This is a genomic window from Clostridium neonatale, assembly GCF_001458595.1.
GTDB lineage: Bacteria > Bacillota > Clostridia > Clostridiales > Clostridiaceae > Clostridium > Clostridium neonatale.
In genome coordinates this window covers 2,160,331-2,177,742 of the sequence record NZ_LN890328.1, presented here as the reverse complement: position 1 = coordinate 2,177,742, position 17,412 = coordinate 2,160,331, and the positions used below count along the sequence as shown (strand labels likewise).

Annotated in this window: 17 protein-coding genes; 15 read left to right on the top strand and 2 right to left on the bottom strand. The window is 28.4% G+C overall.

The window, feature by feature from the left end; genetic code table 11:
• Positions 1-605 (top strand): transposase (locus BN2920_RS16750; protein WP_198157496.1); only part of this gene is annotated, 605 nt, incomplete at its 5' end.
• A 43-nt stretch (positions 606-648) separates the two neighbouring features.
• Here the strand turns inward: BN2920_RS16750 and BN2920_RS22430 are convergent.
• Entirely contained in the window at positions 649-786 is a 138-nt protein-coding gene (locus BN2920_RS22430; RefSeq protein ID WP_230143753.1) for a clostri-philic family protein, read from the bottom strand.
• A gap of 164 nt (positions 787-950) precedes the next feature.
• On the opposite strand from BN2920_RS22430, the gene BN2920_RS16745 reads away from it, so the two are divergent.
• Entirely contained in the window at positions 951-1,445 is a 495-nt protein-coding gene (locus BN2920_RS16745; protein ID WP_058296120.1) for a hypothetical protein, read from the top strand.
• A 113-nt stretch (positions 1,446-1,558) separates the two neighbouring features.
• Here BN2920_RS16745 and pdaA read toward each other — a convergent pair whose 3' ends face one another.
• On the bottom strand, positions 1,559-2,392 hold the full coding sequence (gene pdaA, locus BN2920_RS16740) for a delta-lactam-biosynthetic de-N-acetylase (protein WP_242868465.1): 834 nt from the start codon (positions 2,390-2,392) through the stop codon (positions 1,559-1,561).
• A 419-nt stretch (positions 2,393-2,811) separates the two neighbouring features.
• Here pdaA and ychF point away from each other — a divergent pair, with 419 nt between their 5' ends.
• The 13 genes from ychF (at position 2,812) to pyrE (ending at position 17,388) form a co-directional block, all read left to right on the top strand.
• A complete protein-coding gene (gene ychF / locus BN2920_RS16735) occupies positions 2,812-3,909 on the top strand; it encodes a redox-regulated ATPase YchF (protein ID WP_058296119.1) in 1,098 nt (365 codons plus the stop codon).
• Positions 3,910-4,181: 272 nt separating this feature from the next.
• Positions 4,182-5,909, top strand: a complete 1,728-nt coding sequence (locus BN2920_RS16730; protein WP_058296118.1) for a tetratricopeptide repeat protein — start codon at positions 4,182-4,184, stop codon at positions 5,907-5,909.
• Positions 5,910-6,202: 293 nt separating this feature from the next.
• Positions 6,203-7,309, top strand: a complete 1,107-nt coding sequence (locus tag BN2920_RS16725) for a transglutaminase domain-containing protein (RefSeq protein WP_058296117.1) — start codon at positions 6,203-6,205, stop codon at positions 7,307-7,309.
• 45 nt (positions 7,310-7,354) lie between these two features.
• A complete protein-coding gene (locus tag BN2920_RS16720; RefSeq protein ID WP_058296116.1) occupies positions 7,355-8,215 on the top strand; it encodes an undecaprenyl-diphosphate phosphatase in 861 nt (286 codons plus the stop codon).
• Between the two features lie 367 nt (positions 8,216-8,582).
• Entirely contained in the window at positions 8,583-9,680 is a 1,098-nt protein-coding gene (locus BN2920_RS16715) for a 6-phosphofructokinase (RefSeq protein ID WP_058296115.1), read from the top strand.
• Between the two features lie 53 nt (positions 9,681-9,733).
• Positions 9,734-10,510, top strand: coding sequence for a serine hydrolase (locus tag BN2920_RS16710; protein WP_058296114.1), 777 nt, complete (start codon positions 9,734-9,736; stop codon positions 10,508-10,510).
• A gap of 482 nt (positions 10,511-10,992) precedes the next feature.
• Positions 10,993-11,919, top strand: a complete 927-nt coding sequence (gene pyrB / locus BN2920_RS16705; RefSeq protein WP_058296113.1) for an aspartate carbamoyltransferase — start codon at positions 10,993-10,995, stop codon at positions 11,917-11,919.
• Positions 11,920-12,351 (top strand): aspartate carbamoyltransferase regulatory subunit, encoded by a 432-nt coding sequence (locus BN2920_RS16700; RefSeq protein ID WP_058296112.1) that lies wholly within the window; start codon positions 11,920-11,922, stop codon positions 12,349-12,351.
• A gap of 26 nt (positions 12,352-12,377) precedes the next feature.
• Entirely contained in the window at positions 12,378-13,574 is a 1,197-nt protein-coding gene (locus tag BN2920_RS16695; protein WP_058296111.1) for a dihydroorotase, read from the top strand.
• A gap of 186 nt (positions 13,575-13,760) precedes the next feature.
• Complete coding sequence (gene pyrF, locus BN2920_RS16690; protein ID WP_058296110.1) at positions 13,761-14,624, top strand: orotidine-5'-phosphate decarboxylase; 864 nt, start codon at positions 13,761-13,763, stop codon at positions 14,622-14,624.
• A 144-nt stretch (positions 14,625-14,768) separates the two neighbouring features.
• Positions 14,769-15,512: a dihydroorotate dehydrogenase electron transfer subunit gene (locus tag BN2920_RS16685; protein ID WP_058296109.1), complete on the top strand. Its 744-nt coding sequence runs from the start codon at positions 14,769-14,771 to the stop codon at positions 15,510-15,512.
• 181 nt (positions 15,513-15,693) lie between these two features.
• Entirely contained in the window at positions 15,694-16,590 is an 897-nt protein-coding gene (locus BN2920_RS16680) for a dihydroorotate dehydrogenase (protein ID WP_058296108.1), read from the top strand.
• Between the two features lie 123 nt (positions 16,591-16,713).
• Positions 16,714-17,388 (top strand): orotate phosphoribosyltransferase, encoded by a 675-nt coding sequence (gene pyrE / locus BN2920_RS16675; RefSeq protein ID WP_058296107.1) that lies wholly within the window; start codon positions 16,714-16,716, stop codon positions 17,386-17,388.
• Positions 17,389-17,412: the final 24 nt, after the last annotated feature.

Genomic DNA, 17,412 nt, shown 5'->3' with positions numbered 1-17,412 from the left:
ATGATGGAAAGACACCAATAATGCCTTATAAACGCCCTATGACTAAACAAGGATTCTTCAAAAAATATGACTATGCTTATGATGAATACTATGATTGTTATATTTGCCCTAATAACCAAATATTAAAATATTCTACAACTAATAGAGACGGTTATAAAGAATATAAAAGTAACAAAAAGACTTGCGCTAATTGTCCATTTCTTAATCAATGTACTCAAAGTAAAAATCATGTAAAAGTAATATGCAGGCATGTTTGGGAAGAATACATGGAGCAAGTAGAAGATATAAGACATATAAAAGGTATGAAAGAAATCTATATGTTACGAAGTCAAACAATTGAACGTGTATTTGCGGATGCAAAAGAAAAGCATGGTATGAGATATACACAATATCGTGGAATAAAAAAGGTTAAGATGGAGCTTAACCTCTTATTTGCATGCATGAATTTAAAAAAATTAGCCACATGGCTGGATCGGAATGGACTATTGCCTACCGGTTCGGACAATTTATTGGCCAATTTAATGAAAAATATAGAAAAAATTCTATTAATAATAACAAAAGGGGTAAATGCAAATTTCATTTACCCTCTTTTGTCTACAAACTGAGCACTACTAATTTTAGTGGTGCTTATTTTAATGCAAAATATGATTACTTTATTTCCTTACCATCAAAATTTTTGTACTCTGGTTTGTTTTGGGGATCACCAACATTGTCTTGATGATCGTGAATCTTTCGTCGTCTATTGCCTTTTTGTATGGGATTACCAACGTAAGGTTTATTACTCATGAAAAACACATCCTCTCTCAAATATAGTTTGTATATATTAAATAAAATAATTCATTATTTATAAAAAAATAAAAATAACAAATGTTGTATTATGTAATATAAAATGATAAACTTTTTATTATGGAATAGCATTTAAATAGTATATCTTATAAGGGGGAAAAATAGTGGAAGAATTAAAATATCCTATTACAATAAAGAAAAAAAATAGTTTTATGATCTCGGTTGGAATCGCAGAAATCGTATTCGGATTAGTATGGGTAATTCCAGAAGGAATAAAAAGCTTAGCAATGTGGATTTTTGTAGTAACAGGAATTATAACTTTACTTTCAGTATGGGTTGAATATAGCAGGGATATTAAAATAGGGGAAAATAAAGTTGAATTCTATAAAAATAAAGAATTAACACAATCAATAAAATATTCTGAAATCAGTAATCTTTCACTAAGAAAAGGTGAAGAAAATAAGGAGAAAAACAAAAAGTTTTTAACTATTTCTTTTAGTGCTACAGGTAAGAAAAAGGATTCTAAGAGTAAAAAATATGATATTTGCACAAGTGAATATTCATTAAATGATTTAGCAAAACTAAGAGATACTATATTGAAGTTTAATAAAAGTGTAAAGGTAAGCAAAGAAGTTAAAGAAATAGAAATTAGGAAATAAGTCAAGAGAGAACAGTGATGGGTGAAAAAATAATGGATTTAATTTTTTACTTTTAACTCTTCACTTTTACTTTTTCACTAAAACAAGCGTGGCATCGCCACGCTTGTTTTATATTATTGATTAATAGTTGTGTATTGCTGAGCAAGTATTTTTTGTGGAGCATAGTTAAATTTAGCTTGTGCTTCAGCTTCAGTCTCATTAGAATTATCTAAATAATCTAATGATTTAAATACATATCCATCTGCTTTTAGAGATTCTATAACAGTTTTTAAAACATTAGTATTAGTAATAGAAACTGCATGTAAAAGCATTATGCAGCCAGGATGACCACCATTAGTTATTTTTTCAATAGCATAACTTTCAGATGGTTGTGAATTAACTAGCCAGTCTTTATATGCAAAACTCCAAAAGATAGTTTTGTATCCAAGCTCTTTAGTCATTTCTAATGATTGCTTAGAGTATTTTCCCATTGGAGGTCTAAAATATTTTGGCATATCAGATCCGATAAGATTTTTATATGCTTCTTCTACACCAGTAAATTCAGCTTTAAATTTTTCTTTATCATGTATTGAAGCCATAGAAGGATGATGAACTGAATGATTACCAACGATATGACCTTCATTTACCATTCTTTTAATTAAATCAGGCTGTGAATCAATATATGGCTTAGTTACAAAGAATGCAGCAGGTACTTCAACTTCTTTTAATATATCTAATATTTTTCCAGTATTTCCATTTTCATAACCTTCATCAAATGTAAGATATATCACTTTTTGAGTTGTATCTCCTACATAATAACCAGCACAGTCTTTCAAAAAATCTGCAGATTCTTTAGGCTGTTCAGCGACATTTCCTTTACCTTTAGCCATGTAATACCAATTTAATTCATTGGTGTCAGCAGCATATACTGGTAAAAGTGTTGAAGTCATAAAGAAATTAAAAAGCATTGTAATACAAGTTGTTTTTTTTAATAATTTCATTATTATCACCCTCAATCATATATAGTGGTTATATTTATATTATAACTCTCTCTAATGTAATATACATATATTATTTGTAGATAATATTAAAAATAGTCAGAATTTTGTTGAAAATCCTTGGGTAATATGGCAAATAATTTTTCAAATGTTCCTAAAAACTAGAATGATCATTAAAAACTGATTGAAGTAATGTTTTAAAGTGGGATTGAGAAACTTAATTAAATCTTTTGCATTAATCAAATTTTATAAATAATATATTTATAAGAATTGTTGCAGTTTATGAAGTCATAAACTTGGAGATTTTAGTGTATAGTTATTGAAATAAATAGCCCACTAGAGTATAATTTCATAAGGTATATTAAAAGTTGGAAAGGAATGTACATATAATGAAATTAGGTATAGTAGGTTTACCAAACGTAGGTAAAAGCACACTTTTTAATGCAATAACAAAGGCAGGTGCAGAATCTGCAAACTATCCGTTCTGTACAATTGAACCAAATGTTGGTGTAGTAAGTGTACCAGATAAAAGATTAGATGTTTTAGAAAAAATGTATAATACAAAGAAGAAAGTATACACAGCAATAGAGTTTTATGATATAGCAGGATTAGTAAAAGGAGCTTCAAAGGGTGAAGGCTTAGGAAATAAATTCTTATCAAACATAAGAGAAGTTAATGCCATCGTTCATGTTGTAAGATGTTTTGATGATGGAAATGTTGTTCATGTTGATGGTTCTGTTGATCCTATAAGAGATATTGAAACAATAAACTTAGAATTGATCTTTTCAGATTTGGAAATACTAGAGAGAAGAATGGAAAAGACAGTTAAGCTTGCAAGATCAGGCGATAAAACTGCAAAATATGAATATGGTATCATGGAGAGAATTAAGGAACAACTAGAATCAAATAAACCAGCTAGAACAATAGAATTTACTGACGATGAAATGGTATTTGTTAAGAGTCTGTTCTTAATTACTTCAAAACCAGTTTTATATGCATGTAACATAAGTGAAGATGATGTTATGGAAGGTAACTTTGAAAATGATTATGTTAAGAAAGTAAAAGAATATGCAGAGACTGAAAATTCAGGAACAATGGTTGTAAGTGCCAAGATAGAAGAAGAAATGTCAGGGCTTGAAGATGATGAAAAAGCAGAAATGCTTAAAGAATATGGACTTGAAGAATCAGGACTTGATCAGCTTATAGAAGCAAGTTATAAGTTACTTGGACTTATGAGTTTCTTAACTGCTGGAGTTCAAGAAGTTAGAGCATGGACTATAAAAAGAGGAACTAAAGCACCACAAGCAGCTGGTAAGATCCACTCAGATATTGAAAGAGGTTTCATAAGAGCTGAAGTTATTGGATATGATGATCTAGTTGAATGTGGTTCAGAAGCTGCTGCTAAAGAACATGGTAAATTTAGATTAGAAGGTAAAGATTATATAATGCAAGATGGAGACGTAGTTAACTTCAGATTTAATGTTTAATACAAATATATATCTAAAGATATATACAGTGTCAAAATAATTTAAATATTATGATATTGTATATATCTTTATTTTATTTTTTAAAATACCTATTAAAAACTATTGATGATTTAGTAAAAATAAAGTAAAACATATAAAATATTAATCAATAAATCTTATAAAAAATAGTATAAAGAGATGAATCGTGCAAAAAAGTAGATTTTTATTTGAATTTTTGTTACACTAAAGATGGTTATATCTAAATATAAAAATAATGAGGTGTGATTAATATAATGCAAAAAGAAAATAATCATAAAGGGAAGAAGGATATAAATACAAACTCGAAACAATGGATGAATTCGTTTATATATATTATAGTTTACATAAGTATAGCACTGGCAATAGCGGTATGTACTAAGTTTATAATGAAAGAAGAGGAACCAGTATCTATAGCAAATAATTCAGCAGAAGCTTTAGTTTATGAGAAAAAATATGATAATGCTATAGCTGAGTATACAATATTACAAGAAAAAGAACAATGGCCATCTTATGAAATGGAAATAGCAAAGATTTACTCCATTCAAGGTGACTTTATAAAGTCAAATGATGTTCTTCAAAGCGTTTATGAAAAAAGAAATAAGATTATAGATGCTGATGGAAAAGAAAAACATATAGAAGAAGATAAAAAATTATTAAATGATATATTATTTACCTCAATGATAAATGGAGACAGTGAAAAAGCTTTAGAATACGGAGAAGTATTTTTAGAAGAATATCCAGATGATAAAAATATAATGAACACAATGTTTATGGTTTATATGCTTAACAATAAAGTTAATAATGCTAAAATGATTTTAAGTACATATCCGACTAATGAAATAACTAGTAGTGACTTAACTAAATTAGCGGATATGAATGCATTAACTAATAATTATGAGAAATCATTAGAATTATTAAAAGAAGCATGGAATATGGATAATGATAATTTAGAAATTCTAAATGTGCTAGAGCAAATATATTCAAATAACAAAGAATATATATTAACCGAAGTAAAAAAATTATCTGAAGAAAATAAAGATGAAACAATTTATAAAGTATGGCTAGCAAAGTTATATTCTTTAGATTCTAAGACTTTAAATGAAGCAGATAAATTAATATCAGAATTAGAAGAAAAAAATATTGAAAATTTAAATATTAGTTTTATAAAAGCTGATGTATATAATGAATTGGGTAAAACAAAGGAATCAAAATCAATATTAAATGGGATATATGAAGAATATAAAGAATCTTATGTTGGCTCTTATGCAAAAGCAATAAATGAATATAACTTGTCAGAATATGAATCAGCATTAAATTCATGTAAAGAAAGTATATTATTGAATAGAGATTATGCAGCCAATTATAGTGTTATGCTTCCAAAAATAATGGATGCACTTAAACAAAATGAGCTTGAAGAACCATATTTAAGGATAGCATTAGAAAAAGAGCCATATAATTATGGATTAATATTAAAAATGGCAGATTACTATTCAAGTGTACTTAAAGACAGCAATAAAGCATTGTATTATTATGAATTTGCATCAAAAATTAATCCAAAAGATGCCGATATACTTTATGATATGGCTATTATAAAAGTTAATACACAAAGAATAGATGAAGCAGTAGAACTATTAAATAAAGCCATAAAAATTGATAGTACAAAATCACAATATTACAGAGCATTAGGATCAATATATTTAACAGAAGAGAAGAATGATTCAGCTATAAAGGCTATAAGAGAAGGATATGCAAAAGATAAGGATGATGTTTTAAATTTAAATAATGCAGGATGTTACTATATTATTGTTGAAAAAAATGTATCTAGAGCTCTAACAAATCTTAAGGCCGCATATGATGGAATGGATGAAAATACAACAGATGAGCAAAGAAAAATAATAACTGATAATTATAATAGGGTAAAAGCTATTGAAGGAAATAGTAATAGTGCTTTGACATTAACAGATTTTAAATTATTTTATTAAAATACATGGTTAATTAAGAGTTGATGAGTTAAGCAAATATTCAAAAGAAGAAAATGAAATTTTATTAACAGGTGAAAAATAGTAATTGGAATAATTACTATATACAAATAACATGTCATTAATGCATTTTTGATTTTTATTATATTATTTAATAAATTTGTTATAAATACACATAACTTTATGTTATATAATAAAAACAGTGCATTTTTGGCTTGTTATTTTATTTAATTGTCTAAATAGTGTTCTTCAGGGGGGATATTATTACATATTAATATTTAGGGGATGGAATTTATATGAGTACAATGAAAGCAAATATATTTAAAATTATCCTTGGAACAGTAGTGGTCTTTGGTGGAGCATTACTTGGTATTGTTAATCAGATGAGCTATAAAGGTATTAAAGTTGAAAAATGGGATAATTATTATAATGAAAGTAATATAGTATTTTTTTATGAAGATTTTTCAAGTGATAAGATAAAATTTTTAGAAGATACATATCATTTAAAAGAAGCTACAAAAGATGAAAAAACTGATTTAGACAAAGCAATAAAGATTACTAATATAGTAAACAAAATAGTAGAATATGATGATATAGAAAGTAAAAATTTGAATAGTGCTTATGATATACTAGTCGAAAAGGGGGATGGAAAGAAAGTATCTAATAAAGACCTGGCAATAATAACAAGAGATATGTTAAGCTCTATTGGAATTAAGAGTCGTGTTGGAATTTATAGAAGTAAAAATGCTCAATTTAAAGAGAAGTCACAATATTACATTGTGGAGTTTTGGAGTAGAGAGTATGGTAAGTGGATTGCTGTGGATTGTATAGATCAAGGATACTTTGTAAATGGAGATACTAAACTATCTGCAATTGAGGTACTTACAAATAATTTTAAAGATGTTTCATATTTAGGGAAGTCAAGCCAAAAGGATTATAAAAATAAATTAAAGAAATATTTAGATTCATATTCTTTACAAATTGATAATACTATTCTTTATGATAAGAGTAATAGTTATGTTACTTATTTAAAAGATAAAGATGCATTAGAACTTAAATACATTAATGGATTTGCTCCTCCAACAATATTTACTGAAGAAACTAAATTATTCGAAAAAAGTCCGTATGAGGGAAGAATAGGTAGAGATGAAAAGGCTTATTTAATTTTATCTTTAATAAATTCTAAAAATGAAGAAAGTAATGAAAATATGACAGAAGTAATAATTGCTGGATTTAAGGATAGTGGTGTAATTAAAGAATGCTATGTAAATATAGATGGAAAAGGATATGAAAAAATAAATAGTTATACAAATACTGAACTTAAAAAGGGAAAAACTTCAATAGAGTTATCTTTAGATGGTCAAACACCAATAAGCAGTGTTGAAATTAATAGAGAAAAATAATAATGTAAAATTTTAATATGGCAGAGAAAGAGAGTGAACTAGATAGTGGGATTAGATATTTTATTTATAATTAAAGCTATAATTGTAGCAATAGTGGAAGGTTTAACTGAATTTATTCCTGTATCATCTACAGGACATTTGATTTTGACATCAAGTATTATAGGTTTTTCAGAACCTAAGAAGTTTGTAGACATGTTTAATGTAGTTATTCAATTAGGAGCTATATTGGCAGTTGTCGTTATATATTGGGAGAAGATAAAGAATAGTGTTATTGAATTTTTTAAATATATATTTACTAAAGGTCAAGAAGGAAAAGTTGGATTTAGATTTGGAATTAACATTATAGTTGGTTCTATTCCAGCTATGTTTTTTGGTTTACTCTTCGATGATTATATTGAAGAAAAACTATTTTCTCCATGGGCTGTTGTTGTTGGATTCTTAGTTGGAGGTATATTATTAATAGTTATTGAAAATAAATATAGAAGAAAAAAGCATGCTGTTAAGGATATAGATAGAATAAATCCTACTCAATCATTTATTGTAGGGTTATTCCAATGCCTAGCTATGTGGCCAGGAATGTCAAGAAGTGCATCAACTATAATGGGTGGGTGGATTACAGGTTTTTCAACTACTATAGCTGCTGAGTTTTCATTTTTCTTAGCTATTCCTGCAATGGTTGGATCATCAACTTTAAAACTTGTAAAGTTTGATTATAGTCTTATGAATATGACAAATGTTATTGCACTTATAATTGGTTTCATTGTTGCATTTATAGTTGCATTAGTAGTTATGAGAAAGTTCATAGCTTACTTACAGAAGAGACCTATGAGAGTATTTGCTGTTTATAGAATAGGTGCTGCAATTGTATTTACTATACTTTTAGCATTTGGAGCTATTTCAGTTTAAATTAATAAAAAAATAAAAAAATAAAAAAATAACTGTAAAATTATTAAAATAAGAATTTACAGTTATTTTTTTATTTAGTTCTAAAAAGAATTAAAGGATTATATTATAAAAGGTAGAATCTTTAAAGGGATATATTGGATGAAAATTAGATTTTAATAAAATAAAGAATATTATGTAAATTAATGCTTTTCATATAATAAAGTTTGTGATATCATAAAATAAATGGAAGTAATCGTATACCAGGAAGAATTTGTATGGTTAGTTTTATTGATATGGTAAAGAAGTTTAAAAAATAGTCAGAAAATAAATAATATTATAAAAATTTTATTTTCTTGCAGCAAAAAATGTGGTATAGGGGGAAGTTTATATGGCAAATGGTATTAAAAAAATAGCATTACTCACTGGTGGTGGAGATTGCCCCGGATTAAATGCAGTTATAAGAGCAGTTACAAGGTCAGCAATTTTAAATTATGGATATGAAGTTATAGGATATAAATTTGGGTATAGAGGATTATATAATAATGATTTCATAAAACTAGATTTGAAAACAGTATCAGGCCTTCTTCCTAGGGGAGGAACTATACTATATAGCTCAAATAAAGATAATTTATTTGACTACCTTGTAGAAGAAGATGGCAATATGGTAAAAAAAGATGTATCGGATGTAGCAGTTGATAATATGAAAAAAGAAGGTGTTGACGTCTTAATAGTTATTGGCGGAGATGGAACATTAACATCTGCAAGAGATTTTGCAAGAAAAGGTATTAAAGTCATAGGAGTTCCCAAAACTATAGATAATGACTTGGGTTCAACTGATATTACATTTGGATTTAATACATCAATAGATATTGCGACTGAAGCTTTAGACAGACTCCATACAACAGCAGAATCGCATCATAGAATAATGATACTTGAAGTAATGGGAAGAAATGCAGGATTTATAGCTTTAGAATCAGGAATAGCTGGTTCAGCAGATGTGATTTTATTACCTGAAATTCCATATGATATTAACAAAATTGTAGAGAAGGTAGAGGAGAGAAAAAGTCAAGGAAAGTTATTTACAATAATAGTAGTTGCTGAAGGTGCTAAATCAAAAGATGGAGATGTTATAGTAGCTAAAATTGTAGAAGATAGTCCTGATCCAATTAGACTTGGTGGAATTGGAAATAAACTAGCAGAAGATTTGGAGAAATTAGTTAATGGAAGAGAAGTTAGATGTACAGTTCTTGGGCATATTCAAAGAGGTGGAACTACATGTACATTTGATAGAATATTATCAACAAGATATGGTGTGGCAGCTGTAGAACTTATAGAACAAGGCAAGTTTGGCAGTATGGTATGTTTAAAAGGTAATGAAGTAACTTATGATAGCTTAGAAAATGTAATAGGAAACAATAAAAAGGTAGATCCAAATGGAGAACTTGTTACAGTTGCTAAAAAGATAGGCATTTGCTTTGCAGATTAATTGAAATAATAAGCCAAGTGATAATTAAGACTATTTAGAAAGTGGTGACTTTTATGAAAGAAATAAAAAGATATTTAGAAACTAGAATTGGAACATATGCATTCTTTTTTGAGGATTTAGAAAGTGGATATAGTTTTGGATATAATGAAAATGTGCAAATGACAAGTGCTGGATGTATGAAGCTCCCAATAGCAATGTCAGTTATTAAATATGTTGAAAAAGGAAAAGCATCCTTTTTAGATAAAATAAAGATAGAAGAAGAAGATAAAGTTTATGGTACAGGAATACTACATGAATTTGATAATAGAGAATATACAATATTTGAATTATTAGTCGCAATGCTTATACAAAGTGATAATACAGCAGCTAATAAATTAATCGATATAGTTGGAATAGATAATATTAATGAAGATATAGATGCCATGGGATTAAAAAATACAAAATTAAATAGGAAGACTTCAGATGAAAGAGCCGCAAGTAGTGGAATTGAAAATATCACAAGTGCGTTAGATTTATCTAAAGTATGGAAGCATCTATATAATTCTACTTTTTTGAATGAAAAAGATAGCATAATGCTTGCAGATATTTTACAAAGACAACAAATGAAAAATAAATTAGCTCTTTATATTCCAGATGATTTGAAATATGACATATCAAGCAAAACTGGTGATAAATCTGGAGTTGAAAATGATACAGCTTTAATTCATCTCCAAAAGGGAACATATACTTTCACTGTTTTATCAATGGGAATACCAAATAGTGTTTACGGTACAGTTACACTTGCTAAATGTGGAAAGATGATGTGGGATAACGTAACTAATAATTTTTAGGTAATATATTTGAATTAAAATATTAAATAGATATTTATTTAAAAAGATATTTATTGATTTTGCCCAAAAAACAACAGATAAATTTAATTAGTTTATCTGTTGTTTTTTTATAATATGTAAATATTATAAATTATTAATATATTAATCTAATTGCATATTGACAGGCAATAAAAGAAGTGGTATCCTTACACAAAGAAAAACCTTTAATTTGATACTGAGAGATCAATAAGGAAGTAATGTAATGCCAAAAACACAGGATTATTATGCCTTCCTTTATTAATAAGGAAGGTTTTTTACATATTTATAATCAATTTTAAATACTCAATTATCAATTGAAGATGATTTTGCCTAAGCAAAATAAAAAATATAATTTAAGAAATTCTATTGGAATTTCAGCTTAAATTGATCATTGACAATTGATAAATGATAATTGAAATATTCCCTTTAAATTAACACAGAGAGGTTACGAAGGAGTGATTAAAATGACAAGAGAAATTAGACATTTAATAGAGCCAAGAGATTTTACTGTTGAAGAGCTAGACGAATTATTTAGTTTAGCAAACAAAATAATGAAAAGTCCAGAAGATTTTGCACATATATGTGATGGAAAAATCTTAGGAACATTATTTTATGAACCAAGTACAAGAACAAGATTAAGTTTTGAAGCAGCTATGATGAGACTTGGAGGAAAGATTTTAGGATTTTCAGAACCAAGTTCTACGTCAATATCTAAAGGAGAAACATTAGCTGATACTATAAAAATGGTATCAATATATTCAGATATAATTGCAATGAGGCATCCAAAAGAAGGATCAGCAAAAGTTGCAAGCCTTTATTCTAGTGTACCTATTATAAATGCAGGAGATGGTGGACATCAGCATCCAACTCAAACATTAGCAGATTTACTAACAATAACAAGCTTAAAGCAAGGCCTTAAGAATCATACTATAGGAATTTGTGGAGACTTAAAGTTTGGTAGAACTGTTCATTCCTTAATAAAAGCAATGTCAAGATATTCAGGAAACAAGTTTGTCTTAATATCACCTAAAGAACTTGCAATCCCACAATATATAAGAGAAGAAGTATTAGAAAAAAATAATATAGAATATGTTGAAGTTGAAAAACTTGAAGATGTTATACAAGATTTAGATATTTTATATATGACAAGAGTTCAAAAAGAAAGATTCTTTAATGAAGAAGAATATTTAAGATTAAAAGACAGTTATATATTAGATAAAGCAAAAATGGATTTAGCTAAAAAAGAGATGATAGTTATGCACCCACTTCCAAGAGTTAATGAAATTGCATATGAAGTAGATGAAGATGAAAGAGCTTCTTATTTTAAGCAAGCTGAATATGGAATGTATGTAAGAATGGCGCTTATGATTAAACTATTAGGGGTGATGTAGATGTTAGAAATAACTAGTATAAAAAATGGTATAGTAATAGATCATATTGAAGCAGGTCTTGGAATAAAGATATTTAACTATTTAGAGTTAGATAAAAGTGATTATAGTGTAGCATTAATAATAAATGCAGATAGTAAAAAATTGGGTAAGAAAGACATAATCAAAATAGAAAACTGTGGTGAAATAGATTATACAACTTTAGCATTACTTTCACCTAAAATAACAATATGTGAAGTAAAAAATGAACAGATTGTTAGAAAAGTAAAACCAAGTCTTCCTAATAAAGTACACAATATAATAAAATGTAAAAATCCAAGCTGTATAACTAAGGTAGAAGAATATGTTCCACATTCATTTATATTAGTGGATGAGGAAAATGGAAGATATAGATGTGAATACTGTGATGTAATAACAAAGTTAAGCGAAAACTAATAATAAATTAATAGGAGCTAGATGTTATGGGATTATTAATTAAAAATGCAAGAATAATAGATGTAACTCAAGATTTTCATGGTGATATATATATTGAGAACGGATTAATAAAAGAAATTGCTTCTAAAATAGAAAAGGATGGAGTAGAAATATTGGATTGTCATGGCAAAACAATAATGCCATCATTTATTGATACACATACACATTTTAGAGACCCAGGGCTTACATGGAAGGAAGACATTGAAACAGGTTCTAGAGCAGCATTAAGAGGTGGGTATACTGGCGTATGTACTATGGCAAATACTAACCCAATATGTTCTACAAAAGAAACATTAGATTATGTTAGAAATAAATCTAAAGAATTAGATTTAATAGATATACATCAATGTCCATCAGTTACAAAGAACTTTGATGGAGTAACATTAAGTCATTTAGAAGAATTAAAAGATGATAAAGGAGTTAAAGCCCTATCAGATGATGGAGTTGGAGTATCAAATTCAAATACAATGCTTGAAGCTATGAAAATAGCTAAGGAAAATAACTGGATCATAATGTCTCATGCAGAAAGTCCGGAATTTTCAAAAGTAGATATGAGAATAGCAGAAAACATGATGACAATGAGAGATGTGGAACTTGCCAAATTAAGTGGTGCAAGATTACATATGTGTCATGTAAGTACAAAGGAAGCTATTAAGTATATAATAGATGCAAAAATGAGTGGTGCAAATGTTACACTTGAAGTTACACCTCATCATATAGGTTTAACAAGAGATGTAAATGACTATAGAGTTAATCCACCAATAAGAGAAAAAGAAGATGTGGAAGCAATTATAAATGCAATAAAGCTTGGGATGGTAGATACAATAGGAACAGATCATGCACCTCATACGCTAGAAGAAAAGAAAAAAGGATCACCAGGAATGGTAGGACTTGAAACTGCATTTGCAATTTGCTACACAAATTTAGTTAAGAAAAATAATATAAGCTTAAATACATTAAGTAAACTTATGTCATACAATCCAGCTAACCTTCTTGGAATGAATAAAGGTAAAATAAGTGTTGGAGTAGAAGGTGACTTAGTACTAGTAGATACAGATACTAAAATTAAAGTAAGTAGCAGTGAATTTGCATCAAAGGGTAAAAATACTCCATTTGAGGGAATGGAATTCTATGGAGATATACTTGCAACTGTAAAAGGTGGAGTAATTAAGTATAAAAAATAATTATTAAACTATAGTAATCAAGTTTGAATTTATGGTAAAGGCTTGTAGTTTTAGCTGATAATTAAGAAATGTTAAAAAATGAAAAGTAGATTGATAACCGATATTTTACATTTGATAGAAAAGAAGAATAATAAAACTGTCAACTGTCAATTGTCAACTGTCAACTGAAAATGGAGGGGTTAATTAATGAACATAATTGATAAATTATATGATAGAGTTGAAAAAAGAGGCGTTGTTTGTGTAGGATTAGATACAGCAATAGATTATGTACCGGATCACATAAAAGAAGGTAGAAGTATAAGTGAAGCTATATTTGAATTTAATAAACAAATAATAGATGCTACATATGATGTTTCTGCATGCTTTAAGGTTCAAATTGCTTATTATGAAGCATTAGGATTAGAAGGGTTAAATGCATATAAGAAGACATTGGATTACCTAAGAAGCAAGGATGAAATAATAATTGCTGATATTAAAAGAGGAGATATAGCAGCAACTGCTAAAATGTATGCAAAGGCGCATTTAGAAGGAGATTTTGAAGCAGACTTTGTTACATTAAGCCCTTATATGGGAATGGATAGTATAGAACCATATATGCCATACTTTGAAAATGGTAAAAAAGGAGCATTTGTTTTAGTTAGAACTTCAAATCCTGGAGCAGATGATATTGAATGTTTAGATGTGACTACAGGAAAGAAAGTATTTGAAGTGGTAGCAGATAAGTTATCAGAAATGTCAAAAGAGTGTATAGGTGAATGTGGATATGCACCAGTAGGCGGAGTAATAGGATGTACACATGTTGAAGAAGGTAAGAAAATAAGAGAAAGCTATAATAATATGTTCTTCTTAATACCTGGATATGGAGCACAAGGTGGAACAGCAGAAGATGTTGCATTATACCTTAAAGATGGAAATGGTGGAGTTGTAAATTCTTCAAGAGGAATATTACTTGCGTATAAAAAAGTTGGTAAGCCAGAAGAGTTTGCAGCTTGTGCAAGAGAAGAAGCAATAAAAATGAGAGATGCTATAAGAGAAGCAGTAAAAAGATAATAATGATCAATAATCAATGCTCAATTATCAATTAATGATGAAACAATAATATGTAGTACATAAAATTTAAAGGAATGCAGATAGCATTTCTAAGTTTAATTGATAATTGACAATTGATAATTGACAATTGATATGGAGGTTATTATGTCAATTACATACAAAGATGCGAAAATAATATCAAATGAAGAAATTGCTACAGGAATATTTAAGATGAGTGTAGAAGATACAAATGAAATAAATGCAGGACAATTTTATATGCTAAAGCATAAGGGGCAAACACTTCTTCCAAGGCCTATAAGTATATGTGAAAAAAATGATGATAAATTAACATTTCTATATGCAGTAGTTGGAACAGGAACTAAAGAATATGTAGATCTTAAAGAAGGTGATACTATATCTTTAACAGGTCCACTTGGAAATGGATTTGATTTAAATAAAGAGTATGGAAAAGTAGCCTTAGTTGGTGGAGGAATAGGGATTGCACCACTTCTTGAATTATCAAAGCAATTAAGATCTAAAAATAGAGATGAAAAAATAGATTTATATGCAGGCTTTAGAGATGAAATTTACTTAGTGAATGATTTTAAAGAATATGTAAATGATATAAAAATATCTACTAACAGTGGTAAGCATGGTCATAAGGGATTTGTTACAGAAATTCTAAATGTAGAAGAATATGATACTGTATTATGTTGTGGACCGGAAGTAATGATGAAAGCTGTAGTTGAAATGTGTAAAGAAAAGAATGTAAAAGTATATGTTTCTATGGAAAAACACATGGCATGTGGAGTAGGAGCATGTTTAGTATGTACATGTAAGACTAAAGACGGAAATAAAAGAACATGTAAAGATGGTCCAGTATTTGATGGATATTATGTAGAACTTTAATCAATTAAAAATTTATAAAGCACAATGTACAATTTATGATCTTTAGAATGTATAGAGTGAAATTAAGAAAAAATCAAAAAAGATTTGATAGTATGTATTTTTAGCAAAAAATATATAAATTGCAATCTAATAATTGTGAATCGTGAATTGTGAATTATGAATTGCAAAAGGCGGTGGATATATGTTAAAGGTTAATATAAATGGAGTAGAATTTAAAAACCCTGTAATTGCTGCATCAGGAACATTTGGTTTTGGTGCAGAATATAATAATTTTTATGACGTAGGAATTCTAGGTGGGATATCATCTAAGGGACTTACTATAAACCCTAAAGAAGGAAATGATGGATTAAGAGTTTTTGAAACACCATCTGGAATGATGAATTCAGTAGGATTAAATAATCCAGGAATAGATGCATTTATAGAAAAAGAATTACCTAAAATGAAGAAATTAGGTACAAATATATTAGCTAATGTTGGTGGTGGCTGTTTAGAAGATTATGGAGCTGCTATAAGTAAAATAGATAAAACTGATGTGGATATAATTGAACTTAACATATCTTGTCCAAACGTAAAGCATGGAGGTATGGCATTTGGAATTAAGTCGGATGTGGCGTATGATGTTGTAAAGGAAGTAAGAAGCCTTACTACTAAACCTCTTATGGTTAAATTATCTCCTAATGCAGAAGATATAGTTGACATGGCTGTAAAATGTCAAGAAGCAGGAGCTGATTCTATATCGTTAATAAATACACTAAAAGGTATGGCAATAGATCCATATAAGAGAAAGCCAGTATTTAATAATGTAAGTGCAGGACTTTCAGGACCAGCTGTAAAACCTATAGCACTTAGAATGGTTTATGAAGTTTCAAAAGCAGTTGATATTCCAGTGATAGGTCTTGGTGGTATATCAAATGGATTAGATGCAATTGAGTTCATGATGGCTGGTGCAAGTGCAATACAAATAGGAACAGTTAACTTCTTTAATCCAATGGCAGGTAAAGAAATAATCGAAGAAATGGAAAATTTCTTAAAATCACAAGGGATTAAAGATATAAATGAAATAGTAGGAATAATTTAATAAGCAGGAAATTGAAAGTTAACAGTTTAAGAGAAAAAAATTTTGGTTTTTCTAAATAGATTGTGTATACTACCTGGCAATTATTAAGTGAAAACTGTGAATTAAAAGATGGAGGATGAAAATATGAAAGCTTATAAAAAAGAGTTTATTGATTTTATGATAGAATGTGGAGTGTTAACATTTGGGGATTTTGTTACTAAGAGTGGAAGAAAGACTCCGTTCTTTGTTAATACTGGGAATTATCAAACAGGAAGCCAGCTAGCTAGACTAGGAGAATTTTATGCAGAAGCTATAAAAGAAAACTTCGGCGACAATTATGATATATTATTTGGACCAGCTTATAAGGGAATTCCGCTAGGTGTTACAACAGCTATAGCTTTATCTAATAATTATGATATAGAAGTTAAATACTGCTCTAACAGAAAAGAAGTTAAAGATCATGGTGATACAGGAATACTTCTTGGAAGTAAATTAAAAGATGGTGACAAGGTTTTAATAGTTGAAGATGTTACAACAGCAGGAACTTCAATTTATGAAACAATGCCAATTTTAAAAAGTCAAGCAGATGTTGATGTTAAAGGCCTTATAATCTCAGTTGACAGAATGGAAAAAGGTCAAGGAGAACAATCAGCTTTATGTGAAATAAGGGAAAAGTTTGGCTTCAAAACTTGTGCAATTGTTACTATGGCAGAAGTTATAGAATATTTATATAATAAAGAAATTGATGGTAAAATACTTATAGATGATGAAATAAAAGCTAGAATTGATGAATATTATGCACAATATGGAGCTAAATAATTATTTTAGCAATAAATAAATTTT